Source organism: Spirillospora sp. CA-142024, assembly GCF_050942325.1.
GTDB lineage: Bacteria > Actinomycetota > Actinomycetes > Streptosporangiales > Streptosporangiaceae > Spirillospora.
Window position 1 is genome coordinate 4,352,411 of record NZ_CP192077.1, and the last position, 12,153, is coordinate 4,364,563.

A 12,153-nucleotide genomic window follows, 5' to 3' on the forward strand; every position below is an offset into this window, starting at 1 on the left:
GCTGGAAGGGATGAGATGAGGACCGGAGCCGAGAGCTCTGCCGACGCGGGAACCAGTGCGATCGACGGTTTCGACGTGGTGACCATGGGGCGGGTCGGCGTGGACGTCTATCCGCGGCAAAAGGGCGTCGCCCTGGAGGACGTGGAGACCTTCGCCAAGTACCTGGGCGGCAGTCCCACCAACGTCGCGGTGGCCGCCGCGCGGCACGGACGCCGCCCCGCCGTGATCACCCGCACGGGTGACGACCCGTTCGGACGTTTCGTGCACAAGGCGCTCAAGGACTACGGCGTCGACGACCGCTTTGTCAGCGCCGTGCCGGATCTGCCAACACCGGTGACGTTCTGCGAGCTGTTCCCGCCCGACGACTTCCCGCTGTACTTCTACCGGTTTCCCAAGGCGCCGGACATGGAGATCCGTGCGGACGAACTCGACGTGGACGCGATCGCCAGCGCCGGGGTCTTCTGGGCAACGGTGACCGGGCTGTCGGAGGAACCGAGCCGGCAGGCGACCCTTGGCGCGCTGGAAGCCCGCGGTCGCAGGCCTCTCACGGTGCTGGACCTGGACTACCGGCCGATGTTCTGGCCGTCCCGGGAGAACGCGCGTTCGTGGGTCGCCAGGGCCCTGGAGCACGCGACGGTGGCGGTCGGCAACCTCGATGAGTGCGAGGTCGCCGTGGGGGAGCGGGAACCGTACGCCGCCGCGCGAGCCCTGCGCGACCGTGGCGTGACGCTGGCCGTCGTCAAACAGGGACCCAAGGGCGTCCTTGCGATGGACGACTCCGGCGCTGTGGAGGTGCCGCCGGTCCCGGTGGAGGTCGTCAACGGGCTCGGCGCCGGAGACGCGTTCGGCGGGGCGCTGTGCCATGGGCTGCTCGCCGGATGGGACACCGAGCGAGTAGTGCGCTTCGCCAACGCGGCGGGCGCGATCGTCGCCACGCGGCTGGCGTGCTCGGACGCGATGCCGACCCCGGCCGAAGTACACGAGTTCCTTGGGCTTCAGGAGGACGAGTGAAGCACCACCTCCCCGCCGGGAGCACGGCCGATGGGCCGTTCGGCCTGGTGGTGACCCCGGAGGTCGCCGGCTGGGACCGCTCCGGCCTGCGTGTCCTGGAACTCTCCGGCTCCGGCCACACCTTCGGCACCGGCGAGTTCGAGATGCTGGTGCTGCCGCTGTCGGGCTCCTGCCGGGTCACCTGTGACGGCCGTTCGTTCGATGTCCAGGGCAGGCGGAGCGTGTTCTCCCGCGTCACCGACTTCGTGTACGTCCCGCGTGATTCCGAGGTGACCGTGACCGGGACGGGCAGGTTCGCCCTGCCCGCCGCCCGCTGCGAGAACCGGCTGACCCCGCGGTACGGCCCCGCCGGGGACGTCCCGGTCGAGCTGCGCGGCGCGGGTCCGGCCAGCCGCCAGGTCAACAACCTCTGCACCCCCGAGGCGTTCGAGGCGGACCGGCTGATCGCCTGCGAGGTGCTCACCCCGGGCGGGTGCTGGTCGTCGTATCCGCCGCACAAGCACGACGAGGACCGTCCCGGCGAGTGCGTTCTGGAGGAGATCTACTACTTCGAGGTCTCCGGCCCGTCCGGCCTTGCCTACCAGCGGGTGTACGGCACGGACGAGCGTCCGGTCGAGGTTCTCGCCGAGGTGCGCGGCGGCGACGTGGTGCTCGTCCCGCATGGCTGGCACGGACCGTCGATGGCCGCGCCGGGCTACGACCTCTACTACCTCAACGTCATGGCCGGGCCGTCGCCCGAGAGGGCCTGGCTCATCTGCGACGACCCCGCCCACGCAGGGGTGCGCGCGACGTGGGCGGGCCGTCCGGCCGACCCCCGGCTTCCGCTCACCTCCACGATGGAGAAGGCAACATGAGACTCACCGTCGCCCAGGCGATCGTCCGCTTCCTCGGCCGTCAGTGGACCGAGCGCGACGGCGAGGAGCAGCGCCTGTTCGCCGGCTGCTTCGGGATCTTCGGGCACGGCAACGTGGCAGGGCTCGGGCAGGCGCTGCTGGAGGCGCACGAGACCGGCGGAGCGGCGGGCGGGGACGGACTCCCGTACTACATGGCCCGCAACGAGCAGGCCATGGTGCACGCCTCGGTGGGCTACGCGCGGATGAAGGACCGGCTGCAGACCTTCGCCTGCACGTCCTCGATCGGGCCGGGCGCGACCAACATGGTGACCGGTGCCGCCCTGGCCACGATCAACCGGATCCCCGTCCTGCTGCTGCCCGGCGACATCTTCGCCACCCGCGTCGCCGGCCCGGTGCTGCAGGAGCTGGAGGACCCGCGGTCCTACGACGTGTCGGTCAACGACGCCTTCCGGCCGGTGTCGCGGTTCTTCGACCGGATCAACCGTCCCGAACAGCTTCCCTCGGCGCTGCTGGCCGCGATGCGCGTGCTCACCGACGCGGCCGAGACAGGTGCGGTGACCCTGGCGCTGCCGCAGGACGTCCAGGCGGAGGCCTTCGACTGGCCGGACGAGCTGTTCCGCAGGCGGGTCTGGCACGTGCCGCGGCCCGTTCCGGAGCCCGCCGCGCTGGCGCGGGCGGCCGAGGCGCTGCGGTCGGCCCGCAGGCCGCTGATCGTCGCGGGCGGGGGAGCGATCTACAGCCGGGCCACCGGGGCGCTGCGCCGCTTCGCCGAGGCGACCGGCATCCCGGTCGCCGACACGCAGGCGGGGAAGGGCGCGCTGGACTGGGATCACCCGTGCGCCGTGGGCGGGCTCGGCGCGACCGGCTCGGCCGCCGCCAACGCCCTCGCCCGGGAGGCCGATGTGGTGCTCGGCGTCGGCACCCGCTACAGCGACTTCACCACGGCGTCACGGACCGCCTTCCAGGACCCCGGCGTTCGGTTCGTCAACCTCAACATCACCTCCTTCGACGCGGTCAAGCACGCGAGCATCCCCCTGGTCGCCGACGCGCGGGCCGGACTGGACGCGCTCACCGAGGCGCTGAGGGGCCACCGTGTGGACGAGGCGTACACGGCGCGGGCGCGCGAGCTGGCCGCCGGATGGGCGCGGGTCGTCGACGGCGCCTACCATCTCGGCCACACGCCGCTGCCCGCTCAGACCGAGATCCTCGGCGTCCTCAACGAGGAGTCCGGCGCCCGCGACGTCGTCGTCCAGGCGGCCGGGAGCATGCCCGGCGACCTGCAGATGCTGTGGCGCGCCCGCGACCCCAAGCAGTACCACGTCGAGTACGGCTACTCCTGCATGGGCTACGAGATCGCCGGCGGGCTCGGCGCGAAGATGGCCGACCCTTCCCGCGAGGTGTTCGTGCTGGTGGGCGACGGCTCGTATCTGATGATGGCCACGGAGATCGTCACGGCGATCGCCGAACACCTCAAGCTCACCATCGTCCTCGTCCAGAACCACGGCTTCGCCTCCATCGGCGCGCTGTCGGAGACCGTCGGCGCCGACAGGTTCGGCACCGCCTACCGCTACCGCAACGCCGAGACCGGCCTGCTCGACGGCGGGATCCTCCCGGTGGATCTCGCGGCGAACGCCGCGAGCCTCGGCGCCGAGGTCCTGCACGCGGGGACGGTCGAGGAGTTCCGCGCGGCGCTGCGGCGGGCCAAGGCCTCCGAGCGGACGACCGTCGTGCACGTCGAGACCGACCCGCTCGCGCCCGTCCCCTCCTCGGAGGGCTGGTGGGACGTTCCGGTCGCGGAGGTCTCCGCCCTCGACCACACCCGCAAGGCGCGGGCGGACTACCAGGCCGCCAAGTCGGCGCAGCGCCCCTACCTCTAAGGAAATTCCTCATGCGCACCATCCAGCATTGGATCGCCGGAGCGGAGACGAGCGGCGCCTCGGCCCGGTTCGGCGCCGTCCACGACCCGGCGCTCGGCGTCCAGCAGGCCCGGGTCGCCCTGGCCGAGCCGTCCGACGTCGACGCCGCCGTGCAGGCGGCCGCCAAGGCCTTCGACGAATGGCGGGACGTGCCGGTGACCCGCCGGGCGAAGATCATGCTCGCCTTCCGCGACCTCGCGGAGCGCCACGTCGACCGGCTCGCGGAGATCATCGCCGACGAGCACGGGAAGGTGCTCGCGGACGCCCGCGGCGAGGTCGTGCGCGGCCTGGAGGTCGTCGAGTTCGCCTGCGGCATCCCCCAGCTGCTCAAGGGGGAGTACTCCGACCAGGTCTCCACCGGCGTCGACGCCCATTCCTTCCGCCAGCCCCTGGGGATGTGCGCGGGGATCACGCCGTTCAACTTCCCGGCCATGGTGCCGCTGTGGATGCACCCGATCGCGATCGCCACCGGCAACACGTTCGTCCTCAAGCCCAGCGAGCGCGACCCGTCGGCGTCGAATCTCATCGCCCGGTTGTACGCCGAGGCCGGCCTGCCCGACGGGGTGTTCAACGTCGTGCACGGCGACAAGACCGCGGTCGACGCGATCCTCGACCATCCCGGCATCGCCGCGGTGTCGTTCGTCGGCTCCACACCGATCGCGAAGTACGTACACGGGCGCGCCTCCGCCAACGGCAAGCGGGTGCAGGCGCTGGGCGGCGCCAAGAACCACGCCGTCGTCCTGCCCGACGCCGACCTGGACTTCGCCGCCGCCCAGCTCACCGCCGCCGGGTACGGCTCCGCCGGTCAGCGTTGCATGGCGATCTCCGTCGTCGTCGCCGTCGGGGACGCCGGCGACGGCCTGGTCGAGCGGCTGCGGGAGCGGGCACGGGCGATCCGCGTCGGGCCGGGTCGCGAACCGGGCAGCGAGATGGGCCCGGTGATCACGCGGGAGGCCAGGGAGCGCGTCGCCGGGTACGTCGAGCGCGGCGTCGCGGCCGGGGCCGAACTGGTGGTCGACGGCCGCGACCTGCGCGTCGACGGGCACCGGGACGGCTTCTTCCTCGGCCCCTGCCTCTTCGACCGGGTGACCCCCGACATGGACGTCTACCGGGACGAGATCTTCGGGCCCGTGCTGGTGGTGCTGCGCGCGGGCGGCTTCGACGAGGCCGTCGACCTGGTCAACGCCAACCCGTTCGGCAACGGGACCGCGATCTTCACCTCGTCCGGCCGGGCCGCCCGCACGTTCCAGCGCCGGGTCCAGGTCGGGATGATCGGCGTCAACGTCCCCATCCCGGTGCCGATGGCCTTCCACTCCTTCGGCGGCTGGAAGGACTCGCTGTTCGGCGACACCCACGTCCACGGCCCGGAAGGCGTCCGCTTCTACACCCGTGCCAAGGCGGTCACGAGCCGCTGGCCGGAGGACCACGACGCCCGCACCGGACACGACGAACGCCACGCGGCGCACCTGAACTTCCCCACTTCGACGTGATGCCTCCCGACGACCACCACCCCATGCCCATCGGAGGTGTTTCCCATGAGTGACACGCTCGACGCCGGCGTTCGCCCGCCGGACGAACGCCTGACCGAGAAGTCGCTGACGGCCCGGCTGCTGGTGCGGCCCGAGGTCGGCGCGCTGGTCGGCGCGATCGGCGTCTACGTCCTGTTCTTCGTGGTCGCCGAGCCGTTCCGCGGCCTGGACGCGCTGGCGACCATCCTGTACGCCAGTTCCACGCTCGGCATCCCGGCCGTCGGGGTCGCGCTGCTGATGATCGGCGGCGAGTTCGACCTGTCCACCGGCGTCGCGGTGACCAGCTCCGCGCTGGTCGCCTCGATGTTCAGCTTCCAGCTCACCGCGAACCTGTGGGTGGGGATCGCTGTCTCGCTGCTGGTGGCGCTCGGGATCGGCTGGCTCAACGGCTACATGGTCATCCGGACCGGCATCCCCAGTTTCCTGGTCACGCTGGCCATGTTCCTGATGCTGCAGGGGCTGAACCTGGCCGTCACGAAGATCATCACCGGCAACGTCGCCAGCCCGAACATCTCCGACATGCAGGGCTTCGGCTCCGCGCAGAAGATCTTCGCCCAGGAGTGGAGCGTCGGCGGTGCCAGCCTGCGCATCTCGGTGCTGTGGTGGCTGCTGTTCGTCGCCGCCGCCACGTGGGTGCTGCTGCGCACCCGGGTCGGCAACTGGATCTTCGCGGTGGGCGGCGCCGCGCACAGCGCCCGCGGCGTGGGCGTGCCGGTGAACCGGGTGAAGATCGGCCTGTTCATGACCGTGTCCGCACTGACCTGGTTCACCGGCATGAACCTGCTGTTCTCCTTCAACTCGATCCAGTCCGGCGAGGGCGTCGGCAACGAGTTCCTGTACATCATCGCCGCCGTCATCGGCGGCTGCCTGCTCACGGGCGGGCACGGCTCGGCGGTGGGCGCCGCGATAGGCGCCTTCATCTTCGGGATGACCACCCAGGGCATCGTCTACGCGGGCTGGAATCCCGACTGGTTCAAGTTCTTCCTCGGCGCGATGCTCCTGGCGGCCACCCTGCTCAACCTCTGGGTCCGCCGCAGGGCGGAGGTCAGCAAATGATCGACACGGGCACACGGACGCCGCTGGTGCGGCTCACCGGCTGCGAGAAGCACTACGGGAACGTCATCGCGCTCACCGGGGTCGACCTGGAGGTCGGCGCAGGGGAGGTGACCTGCGTGCTGGGCGACAACGGGGCCGGCAAGTCCACCCTCATCAAGATCATCGCTGGAATGCACCAGCACGACGAGGGAACGTACGAGGTCGAGGGCGAGCCGGTGCGGTTCGGTTCCCCTCGCGACGCTCTCGACCGCGGCATCGCCACCGTCTACCAGGACCTGGCCGTCGTCCCGCTCATGCCGGTGTGGCGCAACTTCTTCCTCGGCTCGGAAAAGCGCAGGGGGTTCGGGCCCTTCACCCGCCTGGACATCGGCTTCATGCGGAGAACGACCAAATCAGAGCTGGCCGCGATGGGCATCGACCTGCGGGACGTCGACCAGCCCATCGGCACCCTGTCCGGTGGTGAGCGGCAATGCGTGGCCATCGCCCGTGCCGTCTACTTCGGCGCCAAGGTCCTCATCCTGGACGAGCCGACCGCCGCGCTCGGCGTCAAGCAGGCCGGGGTCGTGCTGCGCTACATCGTCCAGGCCCGCGAGCGCGGGCTGGGGGTCGTCTTCATCACCCACAACCCGCACCACGCCTACCCGGTCGGCGACCGCTTCCTCATCCTCAACCGCGGCCGCAGCCTCGGCTACCACGCCAAGAACGAGATCACCCGCGAGGAGCTCACCGGGCTCATGGCCGGTGGAACCGAACTGGAGCAGCTCGGCCACGAACTCGAACGGGCCGGGACGGCGGGCGGCGAACTGGCCCACGTCGCCGAGGAACTCGGGCGGAAGGCCGCCGAGATGACCGGCCGCCCGGCACCCGCCGCCGCGAAGGAGGAACTGAATTGAAGATCGCCCTGGACCCGTACATGCTGCGGCACGTGCCGCTCCCCGAGCTGCCCGGAGTCGTCGCCGATCTTGGTTACGAGTACATCGAGCTGTCGCCCCGCGACGACTTCCTGCCGTTCTACCGGCATCCGAGGGCGGACAAGGCGGCGGTCGCCGCCTTCCGGAAGGCCCTGGACGCCGCCGGCGTGCGGCTCGCCTCGGTGCTGCCGCTCTACGAGTGGGCGAGCCCCGTCGAGGAGGACCGCCAAGCCGCCGTCCGCTACTGGAAACGCGCCATCGAGATCGCCGCGGACCTGGGCTGCACGGTGATGAACTCCGAGTTCAACGGCCGGGTGGTGGCGCCCGCCGACAGCGAACGCCAGTTCTGGAGGTCCCTGGAGGAACTCCTGCCGATCTTCGAACGCGAGGGCCTGGAGCTGCGCCTGGAACCGCACCCGTACGACTTCGTCGAGGACGGCCGCGCGGCCGTCGACCTGGTCCGGGGGATCGGCGCCGACTTCGTCTCGTTCGTGTACTGCGCCCCGCACACCTTCCATCAGGGCGGCGACATCGCCGGGATCATGCGGCACGCCGGGCCGCTGCTGACACACCTCCACATCGCCGACTCCCTCGACCACCGCGCGTCGTCGGGCAACCGCTACATCGTCAACCCGCCGAGCCTGGCCGACCAGGTCCGGATCCACCAGCACCTGGACGTCGGGCAGGGCGAGGTCGACTGGGACGTCTTCTTCCAGACCCTCGCGGACCTGGACTTCGACGGCACCGCCACGGTCTGCGTGTTCGCCTGGGAGGAACGCGCCCGCGAGTCGGCGATCCACAATCGCGAGCAGATCCAGCGGTACGCCGCCGGATAGTCGTCCCCGTCCCCCGGAACAGGAGAACGCATGCCCCTCAAGATCGGTGTGATCGGCACCGGGATGATCGGCACCGAACACGTCGGGCGGCTCGCGCAGGAGGTGGCCGGGTCCGCGGTCACCGCCGTGTTCGACGTGGCGGCCGAACGAGCGGCGCGGGTCGCGGCCGGCGTCGGTGCCAGATCGCACCCGAGCGCGTTCGACCTGATCTGCGACGACGACGTGGACGCGGTCGTCATCGCCTCACCCGGCGACCTGCACGCCGAGCAGGCGATCGCCTGCATCGCGGCGGGCAAACCGGTGCTGTGCGAGAAGCCGCTGGCCACCGGGACCGCCGACGCGCTGAAGGTGGTCGAGGCCGAGGCGGCGGCCGGCCGCCGGTTCCTGCAGGTCGGCTTCATGCGGCGCTTCGATCACGCCTACCTGGAGCTGAAGACGGCGATGACCGACGGGACCATCGGCGAGCCGCTGATGGCGCACGCGGTCCACCGCACTTCCGCCGTGCCCGCCGGCTTCACCGGAGAGATGTCGCTGACGGACTCGGTCGTCCACGAGTTCGACCTGTTCCGCTGGCTGTTCGACCGGGAGATCGTGTCCGTCGAGGTGCTCGCTCCCCGCCGGAGCCCGCTGGCCCCGGCCCACCTCAGGGATCCGCAGCTGGTGATCCTCGAACTCGCCGGCGGCGTGCTCGTGGACGTCGAGTCGTTCGTCAACTGCCAGTACGGCTACGACGTCCGCTGCGAGATCGTCGGTTCGCTCGGCACCGCGGCGGTGCAGAACCCGGGCTTCACGGCCATCAGCGTCCAAGGACGGCGAAGCGAAGCGGTGCCCGCCGACTGGCGCGTCCGCTTCGGCCAGGCTTACACGAACGAACTCCAGGCATGGGTCCGCGGCTGCCGGGAGGGCGTGGTCGGCGGCCCCAGCGCCTGGGACGGGTTCGCCGCGGTGGCCGTCGCCGCCTCCGCCGTCTCGTCGTATGCCGGCGGGCAGCGCGTGCGAGTGTCCCTCCCCGACAAGCCCGCCCTGTACGCGTGACGATCCCGGCCATCTCTCCGGAGGTCCGATTCCCATGCCCGCGGGCATGGGAATGACGACCTTGGCCGCGCCGCGAGCGGCCCGAAACCCGCGCCTTCTGCTCGCGACCTTGCTGCTGCTGGCGGTCAACCTGCGCACCACGGTCGCGTCACTGCCGCCGCTGCAACGCGACATCGAACACGACCTCGCCCTGTCCGGCTGGACGTCCGGGCTGCTCACGGCCTTGCCGGTCGTGTGCATGGCCTGGTTCGCGCCCGCCGCGCACCGCCTCGCCCACCGGTTCGGGCGTGACGCCACGGCGCTGGCGGCGATGGGGTGCGTCATGGTCGGCAACGGGGTGCGCGCCATCGACACGTGGGCGCTTCTGGCGGGCACGCTCGTCGCCGGAATCGGCGTATCGGCATGCGGCGTGCTGCTGCCAGGAACGGTCAAGGAGGCCTTTCCCCTGCGCTCCGGTCTCGTGACGGGGGCCTACACGGTGGCGATGATGCTCGGCGCGACCATCGCCGCCGCGACCGCCGTCCCCCTGGAGCGGGCGCTGGGATCGTGGCGGTGGTCGCTGGCCATGTGGGCGCTGCCGGCGGCCCTCGCCGCCGTGGCCTGGCACCGGTCGCGCGAACGTCCAGCCCACCGGGAGCCCGTCGCCGAGGCGGCCATGGTGCGGCTGCCCTGGCGCAGCCGGGCGGCATGGCTGCTGGCGGCCTTCCTTTCCGCGCAGTCCTTTCTCGCCTACGCCTACCTGGCCTGGCTGCCCCCGGCCTACCAGGCGCGCGGCTGGAGTCCCGAGGCGGCCGGCGCGCTGCTGGCCGCCGGCAATCTCGCCCAGCTCGGCGGCGCGCTCGTGTTTCCGGTTCTCGCCGATCTGTTCGTCGATCGGCGGCCCGTCCTCGGCGGCGCGGTCGGATGCACGCTGACCGGTGCACTGTGGCTGTTCGCGCTGCCGGACACGCTGCCCTGGGCCGCGTCGGCGGTGCTGGGACTCGGCCTGGGCGGGGCCTTCTCGCTCGCCATGGTCCTGATCGTCGACTGCGGCGCGAACCCGGCCGCCGCCGGCCGCCTGGCGGCGCTCGCCTTTGCCGTCGCCTACAGCACGGCCGCCCTGGCACCGGTGCTCGTGGGGGCCCTACGGGACGCGACGGGCGGGTACGCGGTGCCCTATGGCCTGCTCGCGGTTGTGGCCGCGACCCAGCTGGCACTCGGCACCCGGCTCCACCCGCGGCTACGCGGCACCGTGGGATGAGTCCCCACCGGGTGCCCCGTCACCGGTCGGCCGGTGGCGAGGGCTGCGCGCTCCACGCGGTGAGGGCCGCGCAGAGGACGGAGAACAGGCGGGCCGCGAGCTCGTCGATCGACAGGCCGAGGGTGGCCCGCAGGTCGAGGATGTCGCGGGGGTCGTACAGGACGTTCCAGAGGTGGAGGGCCTCGTCGCCGGCGTCCGGAACACCGAGGGCCCGGCCCGCCTCCGCGAGGGGGCGGCGCATGGCGGCGGCCTGGGAGGCGATGTCGGGGACGGCGGCGCGCAACCGGGTGAGGTAGCCCTCGCGGGAGCGGACCTGGGCCATCGCGTGGCCGTGCTCGTCGACCAGGTCGACCCATCGGCGGCACACGGCGGCCAGCAGGTCCAGCCCCTCCGCGTCGCAGTCCTCGCTGAACGCCATCAGCTCCCGGTTGACCTCCACGCGGAACGCGGTCACCAGCCCGTCGAGGGAGCCGAAATACCGGTATGCCGTGGCGGGCGCGATGTTCGCCTCTTTCGCGATCTGCGTGAGCGTGACCGTCTCGTCGGAGTGCGCGAGCATCTCCTCCGCCACCCTCAGCAGCATGCGGTAGTTGCGTTCGGTGTCGCTACGCACCAGGCGGCTCCTGGGGGGTGAAGACCCGGGCCAGCCGCCGCACCCCGCGTTCGATGCCGGCGACCGACGTGGCGAAGGACAGCCGGATGTGGCCCTCCCCGGCGGGGCCGAACTCGCGGCCGGGCCTGATCAGCACGCCGCACCGCCGCGCCGCGTCCCGGATCTCCAGTGACGTGCGCGGGTCGTCGTACGCGCAGTAGAAGTAGAACCCGCCCTCGGGCGGCTCGAAGGTAAGCCGGGGGACAGCCGCCAGTTCCGCGCCCATGACGTCACGGCGTTCACGATACTGGTCGACCATCGCTTTCAGATCGCGTTCGATCGCGGCGTCGAAGGCCGCGAGCGCGGCGTGCTGCGCGGCCGTGTTGATCGCGCCGTTGATCGTGCGGTGCACCAGCGCCGCGTCCGCGACGACGGGCGCGGGGCCGACCAGGTAGCCGAGCCGCCAGCCGGTCATGGCGTACGTCTTGGAGAACGTCTGGCACAGCACCGCCCGGTCGCGCAGGTCCGCGACGTCGAGGACGGAGACGAAGCCGTCGCCGTACACGATGCCGCCGTACGCCTCGTCGGACAGCACGAGCGTGCCGGTGCCACGGGTGGCCTCCGCGATCGTCCGCCACTCGTCCGCGGTCAGGATCCGGCCGGTGGGATTGCCCGGCTGGCAGACGATCAGCAGCGCGGCGCCGGCCAGCGCGGCGCGCAGCCGCTCGCGGTCGAGCCGCCCGTCGGCCCGCCGCGCCACCCGTACCGCGGTGCCCCCGGCGGCGGCGGCGATGTCCGCGTACAGGGAGTACGTCGGGTCGTCGATCACCACCGTGTCGCCGGGGTTCACGACCGACATGATGACGGCCGCGAGCCCCGCCGACCCGCCGTGCGTGATCGTGACGTTGTCCGGGCCGTGGCCGCGCCCGGCGCGGTCGCCGATCGCCGATCGCAGCTCGGGCAGGCCGAGCGGGTCGGTGTAGTGGGTGTGCCCGGCGTCCAACGCCCGCTTCATGGCGGCGACGATGCCGGGCGGGGTGGCGAAGTCGGGTTCGCCGATCGCCAGTGAGACCACGTCCCCGGTCGGGGGTGACATGGGGGTCCGCAGGCTGGTGGCGCGGATCCGCGCCACCAGCTCGTTCTGTGCTGCCACGGGGCTTCTTTCCGTGCTGG

The 12,153-nt window shown here is 71.8% G+C and carries 11 protein-coding genes; 9 read left to right on the forward strand and 2 right to left on the reverse strand.

Features of this window, described 5'->3' with window-relative positions; all coding sequences use genetic code 11:
* The first annotated feature begins 15 nt into the window (after positions 1–15).
* From iolC to ACQPZP_RS21005, 9 genes are read left to right on the forward strand one after another with little or no spacing between them, the layout of a single operon-like run.
* Complete coding sequence (gene iolC, locus ACQPZP_RS20965; RefSeq protein ID WP_433479287.1) at positions 16–1,011, forward strand: 5-dehydro-2-deoxygluconokinase; 996 nt, start codon at positions 16–18, stop codon at positions 1,009–1,011.
* The gene (gene iolB, locus ACQPZP_RS20970; protein ID WP_433479288.1) at positions 1,008–1,865 is read left to right on the forward strand and encodes a 5-deoxy-glucuronate isomerase; all 858 of its coding nucleotides are present in this window, start codon (positions 1,008–1,010) and stop codon (positions 1,863–1,865) included. Before iolC ends, iolB begins: the two co-directional genes overlap by 4 nt.
* Positions 1,862–3,742 (forward strand): 3D-(3,5/4)-trihydroxycyclohexane-1,2-dione acylhydrolase (decyclizing), encoded by a 1,881-nt coding sequence (gene iolD / locus ACQPZP_RS20975; RefSeq protein WP_433479289.1) that lies wholly within the window; start codon positions 1,862–1,864, stop codon positions 3,740–3,742. The genes iolB and iolD overlap by 4 nt, the downstream gene beginning before the upstream one ends.
* Positions 3,743–3,753: 11 nt before the next feature.
* On the forward strand, positions 3,754–5,271 hold the full coding sequence (locus ACQPZP_RS20980) for a CoA-acylating methylmalonate-semialdehyde dehydrogenase (protein ID WP_433479290.1): 1,518 nt from the start codon (positions 3,754–3,756) through the stop codon (positions 5,269–5,271).
* Between the two features lie 45 nt (positions 5,272–5,316).
* Complete coding sequence (locus tag ACQPZP_RS20985; RefSeq protein WP_433479291.1) at positions 5,317–6,366, forward strand: ABC transporter permease; 1,050 nt, start codon at positions 5,317–5,319, stop codon at positions 6,364–6,366.
* Positions 6,363–7,259 (forward strand): ATP-binding cassette domain-containing protein, encoded by an 897-nt coding sequence (locus ACQPZP_RS20990; RefSeq protein ID WP_433479292.1) that lies wholly within the window; start codon positions 6,363–6,365, stop codon positions 7,257–7,259. The genes ACQPZP_RS20985 and ACQPZP_RS20990 overlap by 4 nt, the downstream gene beginning before the upstream one ends.
* Positions 7,256–8,113 carry a sugar phosphate isomerase/epimerase family protein gene (locus ACQPZP_RS20995; RefSeq protein ID WP_433479293.1) on the forward strand — a complete coding sequence of 286 codons (858 nt, stop codon included), beginning with the start codon at positions 7,256–7,258 and terminating at the stop codon, positions 8,111–8,113. Before ACQPZP_RS20990 ends, ACQPZP_RS20995 begins: the two co-directional genes overlap by 4 nt.
* A gap of 30 nt (positions 8,114–8,143) precedes the next feature.
* Positions 8,144–9,148: a Gfo/Idh/MocA family protein gene (locus ACQPZP_RS21000; RefSeq protein ID WP_433479294.1), complete on the forward strand. Its 1,005-nt coding sequence runs from the start codon at positions 8,144–8,146 to the stop codon at positions 9,146–9,148.
* A gap of 46 nt (positions 9,149–9,194) precedes the next feature.
* Positions 9,195–10,388: an MFS transporter gene (locus ACQPZP_RS21005; RefSeq protein WP_433479295.1), complete on the forward strand. Its 1,194-nt coding sequence runs from the start codon at positions 9,195–9,197 to the stop codon at positions 10,386–10,388.
* Positions 10,389–10,407: 19 nt separating this feature from the next.
* Here ACQPZP_RS21005 and ACQPZP_RS21010 read toward each other — a convergent pair whose 3' ends face one another.
* Together ACQPZP_RS21010 and ACQPZP_RS21015 are read right to left on the reverse strand one after the other, a co-directional pair.
* Positions 10,408–11,001, reverse strand: a complete 594-nt coding sequence (locus ACQPZP_RS21010; RefSeq protein WP_433479296.1) for a TetR/AcrR family transcriptional regulator — start codon at positions 10,999–11,001, stop codon at positions 10,408–10,410.
* Positions 10,994–12,133: a pyridoxal phosphate-dependent aminotransferase gene (locus ACQPZP_RS21015; RefSeq protein WP_433479297.1), complete on the reverse strand. Its 1,140-nt coding sequence runs from the start codon at positions 12,131–12,133 to the stop codon at positions 10,994–10,996. Before ACQPZP_RS21015 ends, ACQPZP_RS21010 begins: the two co-directional genes overlap by 8 nt.
* Between the last annotated feature and the right edge of the window lie 20 nt (positions 12,134–12,153).

What these genes read in the sequence shown, in the direction of transcription:
- iolC (WP_433479287.1), top strand. Translation starts at nt 16, where the DNA reads ATGAGGACCGGAGCCGAGAGCTCTGCCGACGCGGGAACCAGTGCGATC.
- iolD (WP_433479289.1), top strand. Translation starts at nt 1,862, where the DNA reads ATGAGACTCACCGTCGCCCAGGCGATCGTCCGCTTCCTCGGCCGTCAG.
- ACQPZP_RS20980 (WP_433479290.1), top strand. Translation starts at nt 3,754, where the DNA reads ATGCGCACCATCCAGCATTGGATCGCCGGAGCGGAGACGAGCGGCGCC.
- ACQPZP_RS20985 (WP_433479291.1), top strand. Translation starts at nt 5,317, where the DNA reads ATGAGTGACACGCTCGACGCCGGCGTTCGCCCGCCGGACGAACGCCTG.
- ACQPZP_RS20990 (WP_433479292.1), top strand. Translation starts at nt 6,363, where the DNA reads ATGATCGACACGGGCACACGGACGCCGCTGGTGCGGCTCACCGGCTGC.
- ACQPZP_RS21000 (WP_433479294.1), top strand. Translation starts at nt 8,144, where the DNA reads ATGCCCCTCAAGATCGGTGTGATCGGCACCGGGATGATCGGCACCGAA.
- ACQPZP_RS21005 (WP_433479295.1), top strand. Translation starts at nt 9,195, where the DNA reads ATGGGAATGACGACCTTGGCCGCGCCGCGAGCGGCCCGAAACCCGCGC.